Source organism: Ruegeria sp. AH7 (assembly GCF_056541325.1).
In genome coordinates this window covers 217,733-233,492 of record NZ_JBQFYF010000004.1, presented here as the reverse complement: position 1 = coordinate 233,492, position 15,760 = coordinate 217,733, and the positions used below count along the sequence as shown (strand labels likewise).

Below are 15,760 nucleotides of genomic sequence, written 5' to 3'. Positions count from 1 at the left end.
CTGAAGGTGCAACCAAATTGGAAAGTATAGAGCATCAGTTGATCCCATTGCTTCAGGACAGTTTGGCCGAGGCTCAGATGACCGTGCGAGCATATGATACAAAAGCGCAGATTGTGGGTGTCGGTTACATATTCGCTCTCGGAATTGTTGCAGAAATCAATGAGGTGCTTCCAACGGTACCGGGAGATCCAATCGTGTTCGTTCTGCTTTCATGGGGGGTTATTCTGTTTCCGATTTTTCACTTTGGCCACGTCCTCTACCCAACGCGCAAAACGGCACCGAAGTTGAGCCAAAACCTTGAAGTCAGCATAGAGCGAATTCTTTATGTTGAGCCGGAGAGCGTCACTTCGGTAGAAGATCTGCGCGCATCGATCACGAAATGCGACCCGGTAAGCGAATATTGCTACGAGTTGCTGAAAACCTCGAAACTGCGCGAGATCAAGCGGATGCGTTTCTTGCGTGGATTGATCTGGGCTGCATGTGCATTTGGCATCTTGTTCCTTAGCCACACTGGCGCGGTGATGGGCTTGCCCGGAGCTGTCTGAGCCCATGGCGCAAAGAAATTCGCCGGTATTCGCCACTATGCGCAGCGTCCATGAAAGTGCCGAGCTCTGCAGTTCAGAGTACCGGTTCTGTTTTCGCGAACACCCGCCGGGAGACCTAACGTCCAAGCTTAACCGAGGTTCATCTGAGTGATCGTACTTCCGGCTAATGTCAGCGGGGTTTTTCGATTCGGCCGACTGTGCCGTAGCGGTGTTACTGACGATGCTTTTCCAATAGGCGTGGAGCTTGACGATGGAACAATTGGCGACACAGAAATCATTCGCATTTCGATTTAGTCTCATTCTCCTTTTACTGGTGGTCTTAGGTTTTGGCAGCAGGGCTGTGTTTCTGCCCGAGTATTGGCCGCCTATCCGCTCAACACTTATCGTCCATATTATTGTTATGGCCGTTTGGTTCTTCTTAGTCGTTTCACAATCGTTACTGATCAACAGGCGCGAAGTCACCACTCACATACATATCGGTCAGTTTGGCCAGCTCGCTGCGCTTTTGGTCGTGGTGACGGGAGTCTTAATGATCATCGAACTGAATGTGAGAGAGTTCAATTGGATCCAGGTTGTTTCGAACACCAGCAACATAGTCACCTTCGCGATTTTCTTTAGTGCTGCGATGGTCTGGCGCCAAGATCGTGTTGCGCATATGCGGATGATCCTTTTTGCAAGCCTCGCTCTCATGACGCCAGCGCTCGCCAGATTGTTTCAACCTTTCGGAGCCGAAGCCTTGGCAATGCCTGCTTGGCTTGCGCTGATGGCGAGTATTGCTGTCCTCGACTTCAAACTATTCGGTAGGGTGACCAAAGCCACCTTGTTCGGTCTTGCGGTGAGTGTTCTTTCTGCCGTTGCTCTCTTCGTGACCTTGCTCGTTCTCGGTCCAGAACCACCCGGAGCCGAAAGCGCAAGTGCCAGTACCCCGCATAGCCGGCTCGCCAAAATACGAAAACGCGGCCTACCGTGCACCGTTCCAAACGAAGCCAATCATCAGCGAGCCAATGGAGGTTCCATTTGTGCTTGAAATGTGGAGGACAATTCGGGCGGCCTGGCCGATGCTGTCCCGGGCGATCCGCAGCGGTCAGATCTTTCGCCCGCAGTGCAATTTGATCGAGCCGGACCCCGATATCCTATGCCAATATGATGTGCACGTACCCATCGCAAATGGCGCCGTGATGACCTGCAACATTTTCCGGTCAAAGTCGCGTACCAGAGATCGCTTGGCAGACCCTGTCGTGATGTGCGCTCATCCCTACGACAATCATCTGTTACCGGTTTTGGGTCGTACTCCGCTAAAGGGGCCGCCTCAACAGTATCGCCTCATACCACAATCAGGTGAGATCCCGACTTTTTCGACGCTCACAAGCTGGGAGTCGCCCGATCCCAATTTCTGGGTTCCAAATGGCTATACGTTGGTGAACCTCAACCTACCCGGCTACGCCAACAGCATCGGTCAAGCGGAACTCATGTCGAAAAAACAGGGCGAGGACTTCTACGAAGCAATCAAGTGGGTTGCCGCACAGAAGTGGTGCGATGGCGCGATTGGCCTAAGCGGTGTCAGCTATCTCGCCATTAGCCAGTACCATGCGGCCGTTGCCGCCGCGAAAGACGGCGATGCATCGCCTCTCAAATGCATCTCGCCATGGGAAGGCGTTTCCGACCTTTACCGGGATTTAATCTGCCGCGGTGGCGTTGCAGACACGACGTTCCTGAAATTTTGGTGGCATACGGAAGTCAAAGAAACGCTCAACAATTCCCACGAAGCACTGGCAGCGCGCGAAGGTGCCAAACCAACAGAGCTTCTGAACGCTCACCCCTTGTTCAATGAATATTGGGCCGACAAGGCCGTGGATTTCAGCGCGATAAAGACACCTATGCTCGTTTGTACATCGTTCTCGGATCACGAACTGCACACGCCGGGCTCAGATCGCGCCTTTCGCGAGGCTTCAAGCCCACGTAAGTGGATGTACACCCACAGGACTGGCAAATGGGCTTCTTACTACTCGGAGGACGTCAAAACACTTCTTTTGGACTTCATGGATCACCATCTGAAGGGCCAAAGCAACCGTTTCAATAATCTCCCCAAGTTGCGTTTGGAAATACGGTCCTCAAAAGACCAAATCCACGATGTGCGTTGGGAGCAGGATTGGCCCCTGCCAGACACAGAGTACAAACCTCTCTTTCTCTCTGGCGACGGCCTTGTCGAAACCTGCCCTGAAATCGCGTCCGAGGTGCACTATGATATGCAGGGCGCTGCGGAATTCGCTTTAACCTTTTCAGAAGACACTGAACTGAGCGGCCACGTCAAACTGCGCGTCTGGGTAGAGGCAAGGGGCGATAACACATCCAAGACGCCCACTGACATGGTCCTGTGTTGTTTTTTGGATAAGCGCGATGCCCACGGTCATTCGGTCCGCTTTAATGGCACAATCGGATCAGAGGACGATCTTCTATCCCGCGGATACTTACGCGTTTCCCGGCGATCGCTTGACGCTGCACGTTCAACCGATTGGCTTCCCGTTCTGGACGGTAGCACGGTTCAAGAACTGACGGATGGACAGATTGTCCCGGTCGACATCCCTTTGTGCCCCATTGCTACGTTTTTCTCAGCAGGTGAAAGCCTGCATGTGACCATTTCGCCGCGAGAGTTAGTCCATGCACCAGTCTTTGGAAAGGACACGAGTCTGAACAAGGGATTACACGTGCTGCATTTCGGAGGTGAGTACGATGCACAACTGCTGGTACCAGTTGTCCCGCGCGATCGAGTACCAACTGCTACCAATGACTGAGAGCTTCGAAGCCTAACGACCACGTTTAGTGTCGCAAAGAACAGGGCTTCGGCAGTTCCATCACCTCCGACCGCTTGTCGAGCGATCAGAGCACAGCTGGTCGCGCCAGATAAAGGAACTCCTTTGTGTTACTCACTGCTCAATTTCGAGAGGTTCTAAAAGCTTACACATTCGGGTAGAGGAGCACAGGTGCCACACGGGACCGGGACCAGTCGGGCAATCATTTGTCGTCTGCATACGTCCGTCATGATACAATTAGGTTCGAGACCGAAATGTAACACGTATAGTTTAGCCAAAAATGGACTCCTTCGCGGACAGAAGCCGGACTAGCTGCCGAAATAACGCACTATTGGACTCCGATAGTGTTCTGCGGATTGTTGCAGACCAATATGATGTTGGTGAGCCAGAAGACTGCGAACTAATCCGAGCGGGCTCTAATCAAAACTACCTGGTCAGAACCGAACGGGGTTGTTTTGTGCTGCGCATTTATCTGAATGGAAAATACTATATCCGGGGATTCAACGACTTTCGGTTCGAACTTGAGATTCTAGACTTCCTGGGATCCCAAGGATTGCCAGTCGTTCGACCTGTAATGAACAAAAGTAACTCGTGGCTTTCAACATTTAACTTTCAAAACTCGCACCGCTCCTTCGCGCTGTTTCGCTTTCTGTCTGGTGTAAATGCAGAACGAGCTGTTGACGAAGGATTGTTGCAACGTAGGCACGTCGCCGGAGTTGGTCGTACTTTTGCCCTGATCCACAACACTAGTGATGGGTTCACTTCTCCCTACCACCGATACCATCTCAACCTTGAAACCCACCTACTTAAAGAACCGATAGAGTTTTTTGCAGGATTGTTCTCAGAACGGGGTATGATCGATCAATCGTTTTTTTATGAGTTTACAAAAGAGATCAGAACCAGATTCGCCGCGATGCAGACTAAAGCACCAGTGTATGGCATTATTCATGCTGATTTGAACGTCGGCAACATTCTTTTCGATGAAGAGGGTAACTATACGTTTATAGATTTTGATCACTGCGCTTATGGTTGGCGCGCTTATGACTTCGCAGTTTCAGCATTTCAAAATCCCGACATGCGACACGAATTCATGGAAGGGTATGAAACGATCCGACCTTTCAGCACACTCGAAAAGGAACTCATACCCTCGTTTGCCATGCTCGGCCAAATTTGGAACCACTATGATATGGCTCAATTCAGCTTGCTAAGAGGGGAAGAACTTTCAACTTCGCGTCTTCAAGAGGTCAAATCGAAGCTTGAGCGCATAGTATAAGGGCAAGAGGCGAAGCGCTCATGTTCCAAGCAAAAACCTCTGCAGAAACCCTTTAGGTGTGTCATGGAGCAACCGAATAACTCTTATTTAATCGGCGTCAGTCGGCATCACATAAACGAGCGGAGGTTTGGTTCCGAACGAACTCTTGTATCTGCAAGTACTCCAGATCGCAGGTCTGCGATCAAAGGCCCAGCAGTGTCGGCAACGCCGTCGACAGGCGTGGAAGCAAAACGATAACGAATAGGGACAACAGAAATGCGGCCAGGAAAGGCAGCGCGCCTTTGACGATTGGTGTCATTTTCAAACCAGTTGCGTCCATGGCGATATAGAGGCCAGGTCCAACCGGTGGAGACACCAGCCCGGTCAATGTTGCCACACTTATGACAACGCCAAAATGGATTGGATCAATTCCAAAGGCCGCAGAAACTGGTAGCAGAACTGGAACGATTACAATCATCACGCCAATCCCATCGAGAAACATACCAAGTACGAAGACGACGAGACAGACCAGAAAGAGAAAGCTAACAGGCCCAACCGAAAGGCCGGCAATTCCTGACGCCAAGAGATCAGGGATCCCTTGATATGCGAGAACCCAACCCAGCAACGTTGCAAATGCGATAAGCGAGATGATCGATGCTGAGGACATTACAACAGACTTCATTACCGGAACAAAGTCAGCGGCCTCCAGCGAACGAAAAACCACTGTCGAGATTACGAGCGCCACCATCGCGGCAAGCGCTCCAGCTTCTGTGGGTGTCATGACGCCGGAGACGATACCAAGGATAATCGTCAACGGAATCAGACCAGGGAGAGCATCCATTAGAACATCCGACAGAACATAGGACAGAACTTGGTGTTCCGAACGAACCGGCAGACGTTTTCTCGACAGGAAAATCGTGACGAAGAAAGCCGTCATCACCAAAATACCTGGCAGAAGCCCTGCAACAAAAAGCGCGGCAACAGACTGATATGCTAACACGCCGTAGATGATCATAAGCATCGAAGGTGGAATAATGGGTCCAAGAAGTCCCGTTGTCACGGTAAGACCCGTCGCAAAGGATCTGTCGTAGCCGTGTTTCGCCATTTCGGGCACCATGGCGCGGGACATGATCGCAATCTGAGCTGTGGCTGACCCCAGAATCGCGGCGCAAAATGCATTGGTCAGGACGTTCACGTAGGCAAGACCACCATGAAGACCGCCGACAAGACGCATCGCGGAGCGTATCAACCTTTCGGTAATGCCACTCCGGTTCATGATTTCGCCGACAAGGATGTAGAGGGGGATCGCCAGGAAGCCTGTCGCCTCAACCCCCTTAACGGATTGAACAAGAAAACTGTCGAACAGCGCGATAGCACCCACTTCCACTACAAATACGATGGACGACAGCAAAAGAAGAAAGATAATTGGCAGTCCTAAGCAAAGCAGCAGTGCAAACACGACAAGAGTGATCATTGCAACTGCTCCGATTGGTCGTCCGAAAGAAGGATGATTAACTGGTGAAACGTTGCCACGCAGAATTCGATGGCCACAATCGTGTAAAGGCTGGCTCTTGGGAGTGGCACTGTGGCAAAGCGTTCAAACCAGACCCAGGGCGTTACAACGTAGCCGACGGCAAGAAAAGCTAGGCAACCGCACACTGCCGCTAAAAGAAGCTGAAGCCCCTTGACCAATCGACGACGCGCTCCGGGTGACAAGTGCGGTCCTACGAGATCGATACCTATCAGGCGCTTCTCCGCGACAAGAAGGGAAAGCCCGGAGAAAGTTGCAATTATCAGAAGGATGAGAGCAACTTCCTCAGCAAAAAAGATTGGATCGCGCAAAACATAACGGAAGAAGACTTGCGCCGTGAGTATCCCGACCACACCAAGCATCGAGACGATTGCAAGTGTCATTTCCGCAGCGCGCAGCGCTTTGTCGATAGAACTAAGAAATCGCATTCTCTGTCATGACCTGAGAGTCGGTGGCACGGCGCAAGTCTTGATCGCGCCACCGAAACTCACCTTACCGGTTGGCGTCATAGAACGCTTGGACCAGAGGATCGCGTTCCAAAAAGGTTTGTGTAACCGCCGCGCCAGCCCCGCGCAGTTCTTCGCTATCAAGCGATGTCACGTTTGCACCATTATCGGCAAGCACACCGGGTAACGCAGCTTCCGTTGCGATCTGAGCATCCAACGCCCATGCGGTGGAATTAGCAACGATGGCTTCAATGCTGGCCTGCTCTTCCGTGCTTAATCCATCCCACCATTGCTTTGAGGCCAAGATGGCCCCCGGAAAAGACATGTGATTGGTCATGACTACATTGGGCGCCTGCTCGTACATCTTGAGCCCCACAACAATGTCGAGATCCACATCCACTGCGTCGATAACACCGGTTACCAGTGAAGGCATGATTTCCGGCAACGGCAACGCTGTCGGAGCGGCGCCTACTTCACGCCACCACGCGCTGAAGATATCATTTGGAAAGGCGCGCACCTTCAAGCCCGAGAGGTCTGCAGCACTTGCGATTTCGGTCTTCGACAAAACGTGTCGTTGACCCGGAAATACGTAGCCAAGTCCTATAAGTCCCTGTCGCTTGAGACGATCAAGCATCTCTCGTGCCGGAGCGCTTTGAGCTGCGGCACCTGCTTCACTAAGATTCTCGAATTGGTAGGGTAAGAACCAAGCCAGAAAGGCAGGGTCGCGGTTTGCGAGATCACCAACCGGCACGACCGCCATCTCGAGTGCACCGCTTTGCAGCAGTGACAAGACAGTCGGCACGTTGCCCAGCTTGTTCACAGGAAAGACGGCGAGTGTGTCGTCCTGCGACGAGGACGCAAGCGCTTCAGCCATATGGTTTGCTGTCTTTGTGAAGATATGCGGGGGCGGCGTAGGCGTTGAGATACGAAACTCATCTGCATTTACCACTGACGCTACGCCAAATGCCGCCACGACACCCGTGATCAATCCTTTGATGTTCTTCATTCTTTCCTCCCTGGTTGTCGATTTGTATTGAGCCTTAGGCGCTCAGTCTTGATGGTTTCTCCGTTGCTCGACGCAGCGGTGGCGCATGAATCTGTCGGGCGGGATCCAGCAATGCCGTTGCGTCTGCCGTCTTGCAGGCTGCGAAGACATAGCGGTCCCGCCGCAGCAACAGAATGTGTCCGAGGTAGTCTGCAAACGGACGGATCCCGAAACCGTTGCTACGGTCACGCACGACGGTGAAATCTGTCTTTGCGGGGTTCATCCATTCTGGCGTTAGACCTACGATTGCCACGCCAGCATCTGTGAATTGGGCCAGCAGTTCGCCGTTAATCACACGTTCGGGATGTTCCGCGAAACACAACGCCACAGGCGCGTCAGGCAAAATGTCGTCCAGAAGGACTTCGCGACGATCAATTGTCACGACAACCGGTTGCGGGATCATGGTACCGACGGCGGTTGAACCAAGAGGTTTTCGGTCTTGCTCCAAGATACCATCAGCAAATCGCGGACGTGGCTTATACTTCATGTGGGCCACGTAGTCCCGCGCCGGCGGGTAAAGAGCCAAAAGCCGAAAGCTAGCACGCGTCAAAACGCTCGCGATTGACGAAGACGGCATCATGACACGCCCCATTTTCAGGGCGAGGTCGATCATCGCTTGGGCATGAGGTTTTCGCTCGGCCTGATAGCTATCCAGTATTCGCTCCGGATCGGCCATCTTCAGCGCTTCGCAGAGCTTCCATGCCAGATTATGCGCGTCACGAAGACCACTGTTCATCCCTTGGCCCGCAAAAGGCGGCGTTAGATGTGCAGCGTCTCCCGCCAGAAAAACCCTGCCTTCGCGCCACCGCTCCGCCGCGCGGGCATGGAACGTGTAGACCCGACACCTCCGGATTGGAGCAGCTTCATCGGGCCCAATCTTCGCCATGAGACTGCGTGCGAAGCTTTCTTTTTCGGCGGCCTCTGTGGTCTCCCCTGGATTAAGTTTAAACTCGTAACGCCGAATACCGCCCGGCCCCGGTAGGCTGATCGCCGACCTTGAAGGGTCGCAGAAGACCTCCGTATGGAACCCAGGGTTACTTGTCTTCTCCAGATCGACGATCAGCCAAGGTTCTTCAAATGTCGCACCTTCCATTGCGATGCCAAGCCGCTTTCGTGTTGGCGAACGACCACCGTCACACGCAACGACATATGCAGCACTTTGGGTCACAGCTTCGCCGGCAGACGCAAGCTCCACTTCGACGGTCTGATCGTTCTGATGAATACCGGTGACTTCTGAGCCAAAGAGAGCTGTTACCGACGGGTGGCGTTGCAAACCCTGACGCAGGACGTCCTCGAACGCCGGCTGTTCGAAGGCATTGCGCTTATCAAAGCCGAATTCCTTTGCGACTGGCTTAACCTCAGCAAAGACCTTGCCGCTTGGACCCTTATATACCGATCCATAGCCCTTTGCGGTGATACGAGACACTTCGTGGTGCAGCCCGGCTGCTTGAAGCGCGCGCATCGACTCGTCGTCGATGGAAACCGCCCGCGGTTCCTGAACTGTTGTCTCATTGCGCTCTACAAGGGTGGTTTTTACGCCCATGCAGCCGAGAAGGTTGGCCAATAGCAGACCTGTCGGCCCCGCCCCGACAACAAGAACGTCGGTATCCGTTTGGCGTTGCAAATCAGAGCGCATTTTCGTCCAAGATCGGATTGACTAGAGTTCCCAGACCTTTGATCTCGACCTCCACAACGTCGCCATCAACCATGTAAACGGGCGGTTCGCGTCTGTCCCCAACTCCACCCGGCGTCCCAGACAAAATCACATCCCCTGGCGCAAGGGGCGTGAAAGTCGAACAGTAGGAGATGAGACGCTCGACCGGGAAGATAAGATCCGAAAGCGTGGCGTCCTGCATGACCTCGCCATTCAGTCGCGTCTGAATGGGAAGGCTGCCGTAGTCACCCACCTCATCGGGGGTCACCATGTAGGGGCCGAAGGCACCAGTGCTCGGAAAGGTCTTGCCTGGCGTAAACTGAAATGTGTGGCGCTGCCAATCACGCACAGAGCCGTCATTGTAGCAGGCGTAGCCCGCGACATGGGCCAGAGCGTCTTCCTCAGCGATTCCACGTCCGCCCTTACCGATGATCACCGCCATCTCGCCCTCGAAGTCAAATCTCTCTGATACGGCAGGTTTAATCATGGCCTGTCGATGGCCGACCTGGCTGTCAGCGTAGCGTGTAAACACTGTAGGATACTCCACGTCTGGGCGGCCGGTTTCTTCTTTATGCTTTTGATAGTTCAGCCCGACGCAGAGAATCTTGGACGGATTGGGGATGACCGGTAAATACGAAATGTCTGAGAGGCTAAAGCCCGGCTTCGCTGCATTTATGTGTTTTTGAACCTTGTCGAGTGCGTCCACCTGAAGCAACTCTTTGAGCGTCGAAGCTCCCGAAAAGCCCGTCAAGTCTAACACTCCGTCAGACAGAACTGCACCGAACCGTGCACGCCCTTCTCTAATAAAGCTTGCGAGTTTCATGAAAAGTCTCCTCAGGACCGCAGGATCGCGTCGCCCCATTTGTTCAGCGTGCGGGGGTGCTGCGGCCAGTCAATCACATCGCGGTCGTAGATCGTCTCAAGTTCACCAGATATCTCGATCCAGTTGCCGTCTGGATCGGTGTAGAACACGAAAAGGTTGTTGCCCGGTCCGTGCCGCCCGGGCCCCCATGTTAACAGCACATCATTGGCGGCAAACCGATCGCACAACAGCTTGATGTTCTCCATCGTTCCTGCTTCGTAGGAATGATGGTCGACGCCAGTACGGTCCGATTTGAAGCACGCAATCGTGTGATGCTCATGGTTGGTCGTGGTAAAGACCGTCGCAAGATCACCGTTTTCGTGAATGACACGGTCGGACAGAAAGAAACCCATCTTTTCAACATAGAAATCGACAAATCCCGCGATGTTCTCAGTTGCGAAAGTCAGGTGCTGTGTCGGGGCATGAATACCACCTATGTCGGGCTGGTAGGCGACAGTCGGGGCATCTGCCACGCCGAAGCAAATCATATGCCCGTCATTGTCGCGAACTGCAAATGCACCCTTTCCAAAATAGGGACTGGGCGAGTCCAGTATCTCAATCTGCGCCGCCTCTGCTCGAGACTTGTAAACTTCAAGATCGCTCTGCGACCTGCACGCCAGTCCACCAAACGACAGCTTTCCGTCCTGGCCTGCAACGAACGCAATGCGACGAAGCGGGCCGATACACCGAAACTCCCGATCAGATACACGCTCGACGACCATATCCATGTTTGCCGCATAAAAGTTGGCTGCGCGCTCCGGATCGCTGCTCTCGAAAACGATGTGATGAAGAAACGCGGTCGCGTGACCGGTGTACTGCTCCATAGCGCACCCTCCTGTACTGTCAAAATTGTCATTAATCGATAATTTAGACAGAGTCTAGAATCTAATTTGCAATAATCGATAAAAAAACCGTAAACATCGCGAAATTATCCACATTCTGGTAAGATCGGTGTATCGTCTGCTAGGTTGGTGCTAGCAAGAAAAAGTGAAACCTGAGGTGGCCATAGAATCATGACGCAAGGAATTCGTCGCTACGAAAGGATCCTCAATCTCTTCGACGAGGACGACCCGGAGTGGACTGTGCAACGCATGTCCGAGGCTCTTGCTACGTCAAGCAGCACACTTTATCGGCTTGTACGCGAACTCGTCGAAGTCGGCATGCTGGAAAGCACGGTGGAGTCTCGGTTCAGGTTGGGCCCGTTCTTCATCGAATACTACAGGCGCATTCGCCTGAATGACCCGCTGGTTCGCTCTGGAAGCATCTTTCTCAAGCCCCTAGTCAAACAAATTACGGTACCAGCGGCCGTCGTTCTCGCGCGGCTCTACAACGGACAGGTTATGTGTGTCGCCGATGAGCGCTCCCCCAACGCCAGGTTTGAGACGAGTTATGAACTTGGCCGACCAATGCCAATTTTGAGGGGCGCGACATCCAAGGCGGTTTTGTCAACGATGCCCCCCAAAGTGGCCGAGAGGTTCCTCGCAAAAAAGATCAACGCAAAGCCTGCCGAAATTGCACGCGTTGCAGTCGAACTGACAAACATTCGAAAGACTGGCATCAGCGAAACAAGAGGCGAAGTTGATCGTGGCCTCGTTGGCATAGCTGCGCCCGTTCGAAACAACCGGCTCGGCATCAACGCATCGGTGAGTGTCGTTATCGAAGAAGCGACCTCGAACGAAGAGGTCCGAGCCATGATCCTGAGCACTCTAGTTGGTGCAGCGAAAATGATTGAGAACTTCATGAATGAGATAAATGCGGTTGATTTAGCTAGAAACCTTTAGTGCCGGAGTTCAATGCGGACAAAGAAGACAACAGGAACCGGGTGATTTCTTACCCGCAACATCCATTGGCTATGCTCCACAATGCCAAATTATTGTCGCAGTCTTATGGCAGCAAATTTCTATGAGTAGCTAGAGCGGACGTCGTGATGTTGGACTGCAAGGCGCTAAGGGATTACCGATGAGAGTTGTAGAGCACTCGCACGACCGTCTAACTATCAAACGCTCAGCATTTTTCGACCGCCTTATCTTTTCTGGTGCGGTGCTCATTGGGGTAGCTGCGCTCACTCTGATACCCGCCGACGAGGCACCCATTTGGTTTCGGCTAACAATAACGGGACTTTTTGTAGTGGTCGGAACCATATTTCGGCTACTATGCGCCGATGTAGTCGTAACGCTCGACCGAGCGTCCAAGATAGCACGCGTCGACTGGATCAGGCCGATACGGGGCACAAAAAGTCGGACAGTGCATCTAAGCCAGATTACCGGACTAGGGACAGAAGGGGATGACGAAGCGGAGCGATTGGTCTTTCGCCTTATAGGCGAAGAGCCACTTCCACTGGTGCCATACCTTTACACTGGAGGAGATCACCCAGAGATCAAGAGGACCATTGATGCCTGGTTTGTTAGGAACCTGCCAAACTAGACGACTATGCATATCCTGGCGACGAGAACCTGCTTCGATACTCTAAGCCATCGTATTCCTGCGCACGCGTTGTGACATTTCGCGCTCTACCCTCAGGCAGGCTTAACCTCGGCACTTCAAGCAGTCGCGTGAGCATCATGCCAACTCTTCTTCTAAAGCACTGATCAAATCAGTCATTTTGATACCGAGACCATCGCATAACCCTTTAATAGTGCTCAAACTCGGTTGGTGTTTGCAGTTCTCCAACAGCGATATGTAACGCAAGCTTGTGCCAGCTAGATGCGCGAGTTCTTCCTGTGAAAACCCAGCTTTCCTACGCTCTAGCCTGAGGACCTTAGCGAAAGCTTCTAACAACAGCTTGTCATTCGTGGGTTCCATACCCTGACAAACGGCCAATATACGGATTGCATCTATGAAGTATACTGTGAATAATGAAGTATACTGTGAAATCTCTTCAGGGGAACCGAATGCAGATCGTCACTTTCTTCTCACCATGTAGGGCAGTTGGAAAGACTACCGCTGTAGCGGCACTTGGCGCGGCGTTTGTGGAGAGTGGTGAGCGCATCGGGGTCATCGAGTTCGGAGAACGTTCTGAGCAAAGCTACGCCTCCAACCGGACGCAGCTCAGTGACTGGGAGATCGCAATGCATTGCGTTGTTAGCGAGGGCCATGTGCGTGTCGATTACGTCACCGACTTTGAAATGCTGATTAGATCGCTGTGCTTCTGCGAGTTTTCAGACGTGGACTTTATTCTGATCGATGCACCGCAAGAAGACTGCCAGCTTACGCACGAGGTGCTGGATAGAGCTGATCTGGTCGTCATACCGTTTTGCAATGCCGTCGCCGCAAAGCGCAACAGCCAGTGGATTGAACAAAACACATCGATCGCGGCAAAAACTGTTGGGTTGATCACCTGTACAACAAGGAAAGAGGCTGTCTCCATTTCAGCGGATATCCAGTTTGACCGGGCTCCAATCCTTTCGAACGAGCTTCCATTCAGTGCCGTTTTGGAGCGCCAGTTCAAAGAAGGCAGCCCATTCCACTTAGATCTGCATGGATCACGTCATGATACGGAGATTGTGCAGAACGTGTTGGTCGCCGTAGAGGCTGCGGACGCCTGCTTGGCAGCAACGGCGATCGCTGACGAGATCCGCACTTTCATTAGGACCTCTAAATTCGACGCCGCGGGCACTCGTCATGGCTCACTATTCCGATCTGAAGCAATCTCCAGCCCATCAGTCGTTGAAAGCGTACCTGAGACATGAGCCCAGAACTGAACATTTTGCGGGGACATGTTGTTGCCATTGGCAGCCGTACGACTGGCGGGCGGATCGCACGTGGAGCACATCAGGCTGAGTTGCATGCAACACCGGAGATCTGGCTCAAAGACGAAGATGGAAAAGAGCACCATCTACGCGGATGGGAATTCGACAGCGCTCGAAACGGGCACGCATTGATTGTTGTATTGATGAAGGGTGGTGGCGAACTTGTTCAAATCCGAAATCTATCTGCAAAGACGGTCACGGATGGGCCAGCGCTAAACAAAACAAGAATTGGAAGCCAAACCTCTTTCGGTTCATTTGTCAGTTTAGCGCTCCTGCTCTTCATCCCTGCGTTCTTCGGTTGGTTTTTAATTGCCGCCTTCGTTTCGGCGGTATTTGGTATGGATTCCAACGGTTTGAACATTGGTCTGCATATTCCGATTTTCGTGCCGGTTTGGATCGCTTGCTGCCTATTTGTAAACTCGAGGTGGGTCGCGTCAGAACACGCTAAAGGACGGAACATAGAAACCGCTTTGCGGGAAGCTTTGTCCGGCCAAGGTCTAGACTAGCTATAAAGTCACATCGTTCACTGAGTGGCACGCTGCGACACCGATCGACACACTGCTTGAGCAGCGCATGGCCATGATAAAAGAAGTTTGATGAAAAAAATGAACAACTGGTACATCGCCGACACGCACTTCGGGCACGAAAACATCATCAAACACTGCAATCGTCCATTCAGGTCTATCAACCATATGGACTCGGCTCTTGTCGACAACATCTGCGCGAAGGTTGGCCCAAGCGATCGGCTGTGGGTGATCGGAGATCTGGCTTTCGGCCCGAATGCCAAGGACGTGGGTTGGCTACACAGGATCTTTGCACGGCTCCCCGGTGAAAAGCATCTGGTTGTCGGGAACCATGACGGTGACCAGACTCGCTCGTTGCCCTGGGCCTCCGTAAGTGATGTCGTCGAAGTCCAGGATGGTGACGGCCCGAAAACTGTGTTGAGCCACTACCCCATGTTGACGTGGCATAGAGCGCGGAAAGGAGCACTGCACCTGTTTGGTCATGTTCACAATCAATGGCTGGGCAGTCGAAACGCCGTCAACGCAGGGGTCGACGTATGGAATTTCGCGCCAATCTCATTACGAGACGCAAAGCAAAGAGCCCGCACACTTCCGCGGAACAAGCATTGGGATGACGTCGAAAGAGTATCATTCTAGTAAGCCTCCATCGATCAAGCAGTGCTTGCCTTGCAATTTTTCTAGGCCGCTTAACCCGCAGGCGGTTTTCCGCCTATCAGCTGAAGTGGTCATTTTCGCTTCGTATTCGCCGACTGCGACGCGATCCGGCAAATGAAGCGCAAAGCCAAATTCGGCTATGCCACTAATAACACACGAAATCATGGTCTAATCTAGGTGATTGATTTTACAGCGGAATACATCTGCACAGCAACTTGAAAGGCAAGCTTTTCCGCAAGCCAAATAGCTTGCGAAAAGAGCCTGCGTACAAATCCATTGATCTCACCGAATCGCCATGATCAGTCTTGTAAAAGCAGATGAATTGGACACGAAATCGGCCTCAAACCATGAAGAAAACGCTTACGTTTGACATGTCCGATCCAATTGAGCGGGCAGACCTCATCAAAATAAAACTCCGCAATGCTGGTGTCACGACATCAGTCCTTGCAGAGACTCTCGAGCTTTCCCAAGCGTTTGTGGGCGATGTCATCAATTCTCGAAGGGCAAGTACGCGAGTACAAACCTTCATAGCTGAGCAAATCGGCGAACAGGTTGACGAAATCTGGCCGACGAGGAGAGGGAGGGCGATCAGGATGTAGAAAACGAAACGGCCCTCTACCGATGCAACAGTAGAAGGCCGGATGTTCTTATCAGTTGGTACCTGATAACCAGAACATCCTTTGAACAG

General features: G+C 52.5%; 16 protein-coding genes. 9 read left to right on the top strand and 7 right to left on the bottom strand.

Annotated elements, in window-relative coordinates:
• Positions 1–77: 77 nt before the first annotated feature.
• The 4 genes from ACR0JX_RS11620 to ACR0JX_RS11605 all read left to right on the top strand — a co-directional run bounded on the left by ACR0JX_RS11620 (position 78) and on the right by ACR0JX_RS11605 (position 4,628).
• Positions 78–545 (top strand): hypothetical protein, encoded by a 468-nt coding sequence (locus ACR0JX_RS11620; protein ID WP_480543961.1) that lies wholly within the window; start codon positions 78–80, stop codon positions 543–545.
• 250 nt (positions 546–795) lie between these two features.
• Positions 796–1,572: a hypothetical protein gene (locus tag ACR0JX_RS11615; protein ID WP_480543960.1), complete on the top strand. Its 777-nt coding sequence runs from the start codon at positions 796–798 to the stop codon at positions 1,570–1,572.
• Positions 1,550–3,337, top strand: coding sequence for a CocE/NonD family hydrolase (locus tag ACR0JX_RS11610; protein WP_480543959.1), 1,788 nt, complete (start codon positions 1,550–1,552; stop codon positions 3,335–3,337). Before ACR0JX_RS11615 ends, ACR0JX_RS11610 begins: the two co-directional genes overlap by 23 nt.
• Positions 3,338–3,635: 298 nt before the next feature.
• Positions 3,636–4,628: a phosphotransferase enzyme family protein gene (locus tag ACR0JX_RS11605; protein ID WP_480543958.1), complete on the top strand. Its 993-nt coding sequence runs from the start codon at positions 3,636–3,638 to the stop codon at positions 4,626–4,628.
• Positions 4,629–4,809: 181 nt separating this feature from the next.
• Here ACR0JX_RS11605 and ACR0JX_RS11600 read toward each other — a convergent pair whose 3' ends face one another.
• The 6 genes from ACR0JX_RS11600 to ACR0JX_RS11575 form a co-directional block, all read right to left on the bottom strand.
• A complete protein-coding gene (locus ACR0JX_RS11600; protein WP_480543957.1) occupies positions 4,810–6,081 on the bottom strand; it encodes a TRAP transporter large permease in 1,272 nt (423 codons plus the stop codon).
• Positions 6,078–6,566 (bottom strand): TRAP transporter small permease, encoded by a 489-nt coding sequence (locus ACR0JX_RS11595; protein WP_480543956.1) that lies wholly within the window; start codon positions 6,564–6,566, stop codon positions 6,078–6,080. Before ACR0JX_RS11595 ends, ACR0JX_RS11600 begins: the two co-directional genes overlap by 4 nt.
• Before the next feature lie 64 nt (positions 6,567–6,630).
• Complete coding sequence (locus ACR0JX_RS11590; RefSeq protein ID WP_480543955.1) at positions 6,631–7,590, bottom strand: TRAP transporter substrate-binding protein; 960 nt, start codon at positions 7,588–7,590, stop codon at positions 6,631–6,633.
• A gap of 34 nt (positions 7,591–7,624) precedes the next feature.
• Positions 7,625–9,265 (bottom strand): bifunctional 3-(3-hydroxy-phenyl)propionate/3-hydroxycinnamic acid hydroxylase, encoded by a 1,641-nt coding sequence (locus ACR0JX_RS11585; protein ID WP_480543954.1) that lies wholly within the window; start codon positions 9,263–9,265, stop codon positions 7,625–7,627.
• The gene (locus tag ACR0JX_RS11580) at positions 9,255–10,106 is read right to left on the bottom strand and encodes a fumarylacetoacetate hydrolase family protein (RefSeq protein ID WP_480543953.1); all 852 of its coding nucleotides are present in this window, start codon (positions 10,104–10,106) and stop codon (positions 9,255–9,257) included. Before ACR0JX_RS11580 ends, ACR0JX_RS11585 begins: the two co-directional genes overlap by 11 nt.
• A gap of 11 nt (positions 10,107–10,117) precedes the next feature.
• On the bottom strand, positions 10,118–10,969 hold the full coding sequence (locus ACR0JX_RS11575) for a VOC family protein (protein WP_480543952.1): 852 nt from the start codon (positions 10,967–10,969) through the stop codon (positions 10,118–10,120).
• 189 nt (positions 10,970–11,158) lie between these two features.
• On the opposite strand from ACR0JX_RS11575, the gene ACR0JX_RS11570 reads away from it, so the two are divergent.
• The gene (locus tag ACR0JX_RS11570; protein WP_480543951.1) at positions 11,159–11,926 is read left to right on the top strand and encodes an IclR family transcriptional regulator; all 768 of its coding nucleotides are present in this window, start codon (positions 11,159–11,161) and stop codon (positions 11,924–11,926) included.
• Between the two features lie 778 nt (positions 11,927–12,704).
• Here the strand turns inward: ACR0JX_RS11570 and ACR0JX_RS11565 are convergent.
• Positions 12,705–12,947 carry a helix-turn-helix domain-containing protein gene (locus ACR0JX_RS11565; RefSeq protein ID WP_480543950.1) on the bottom strand — a complete coding sequence of 81 codons (243 nt, stop codon included), beginning with the start codon at positions 12,945–12,947 and terminating at the stop codon, positions 12,705–12,707.
• 89 nt (positions 12,948–13,036) lie between these two features.
• On the opposite strand from ACR0JX_RS11565, the gene ACR0JX_RS11560 reads away from it, so the two are divergent.
• From ACR0JX_RS11560 to ACR0JX_RS11545, 4 genes are all read left to right on the top strand, one after another.
• Positions 13,037–13,834 carry a division plane positioning ATPase MipZ gene (locus tag ACR0JX_RS11560; RefSeq protein ID WP_480543949.1) on the top strand — a complete coding sequence of 266 codons (798 nt, stop codon included), beginning with the start codon at positions 13,037–13,039 and terminating at the stop codon, positions 13,832–13,834.
• Positions 13,831–14,400: a hypothetical protein gene (locus ACR0JX_RS11555; RefSeq protein ID WP_480543948.1), complete on the top strand. Its 570-nt coding sequence runs from the start codon at positions 13,831–13,833 to the stop codon at positions 14,398–14,400. The genes ACR0JX_RS11560 and ACR0JX_RS11555 overlap by 4 nt, the downstream gene beginning before the upstream one ends.
• Positions 14,401–14,490: 90 nt before the next feature.
• Positions 14,491–15,054 (top strand): metallophosphoesterase, encoded by a 564-nt coding sequence (locus ACR0JX_RS11550; RefSeq protein ID WP_480543947.1) that lies wholly within the window; start codon positions 14,491–14,493, stop codon positions 15,052–15,054.
• A 335-nt stretch (positions 15,055–15,389) separates the two neighbouring features.
• Positions 15,390–15,671 (top strand): helix-turn-helix domain-containing protein, encoded by a 282-nt coding sequence (locus ACR0JX_RS11545; protein WP_480543946.1) that lies wholly within the window; start codon positions 15,390–15,392, stop codon positions 15,669–15,671.
• Positions 15,672–15,760 lie beyond the last annotated feature (89 nt).

Excerpts from the sequence above, each read along its gene's own strand:
- ACR0JX_RS11620 (WP_480543961.1), top strand. The coding sequence starts at position 78 with ATGACCGTGCGAGCATATGATACAAAAGCGCAGATTGTGGGTGTCGGT.
- ACR0JX_RS11615 (WP_480543960.1), top strand. The coding sequence starts at position 796 with ATGGAACAATTGGCGACACAGAAATCATTCGCATTTCGATTTAGTCTC.
- ACR0JX_RS11610 (WP_480543959.1), top strand. The coding sequence starts at position 1,550 with ATGGAGGTTCCATTTGTGCTTGAAATGTGGAGGACAATTCGGGCGGCC.
- ACR0JX_RS11605 (WP_480543958.1), top strand. The coding sequence starts at position 3,636 with ATGGACTCCTTCGCGGACAGAAGCCGGACTAGCTGCCGAAATAACGCA.
- ACR0JX_RS11600 (WP_480543957.1), bottom strand. The coding sequence starts at position 6,081 with ATGATCACTCTTGTCGTGTTTGCACTGCTGCTTTGCTTAGGACTGCCA.
- ACR0JX_RS11595 (WP_480543956.1), bottom strand. The coding sequence starts at position 6,566 with ATGCGATTTCTTAGTTCTATCGACAAAGCGCTGCGCGCTGCGGAAATG.
- ACR0JX_RS11590 (WP_480543955.1), bottom strand. The coding sequence starts at position 7,590 with ATGAAGAACATCAAAGGATTGATCACGGGTGTCGTGGCGGCATTTGGC.
- ACR0JX_RS11585 (WP_480543954.1), bottom strand. The coding sequence starts at position 9,265 with ATGCGCTCTGATTTGCAACGCCAAACGGATACCGACGTTCTTGTTGTC.
- ACR0JX_RS11580 (WP_480543953.1), bottom strand. The coding sequence starts at position 10,106 with ATGAAACTCGCAAGCTTTATTAGAGAAGGGCGTGCACGGTTCGGTGCA.
- ACR0JX_RS11575 (WP_480543952.1), bottom strand. The coding sequence starts at position 10,969 with ATGGAGCAGTACACCGGTCACGCGACCGCGTTTCTTCATCACATCGTT.
- ACR0JX_RS11570 (WP_480543951.1), top strand. The coding sequence starts at position 11,159 with ATGACGCAAGGAATTCGTCGCTACGAAAGGATCCTCAATCTCTTCGAC.
- ACR0JX_RS11565 (WP_480543950.1), bottom strand. The coding sequence starts at position 12,947 with ATGGAACCCACGAATGACAAGCTGTTGTTAGAAGCTTTCGCTAAGGTC.
- ACR0JX_RS11560 (WP_480543949.1), top strand. The coding sequence starts at position 13,037 with ATGCAGATCGTCACTTTCTTCTCACCATGTAGGGCAGTTGGAAAGACT.
- ACR0JX_RS11555 (WP_480543948.1), top strand. The coding sequence starts at position 13,831 with ATGAGCCCAGAACTGAACATTTTGCGGGGACATGTTGTTGCCATTGGC.
- ACR0JX_RS11550 (WP_480543947.1), top strand. The coding sequence starts at position 14,491 with ATGAAAAAAATGAACAACTGGTACATCGCCGACACGCACTTCGGGCAC.
- ACR0JX_RS11545 (WP_480543946.1), top strand. The coding sequence starts at position 15,390 with ATGAATTGGACACGAAATCGGCCTCAAACCATGAAGAAAACGCTTACG.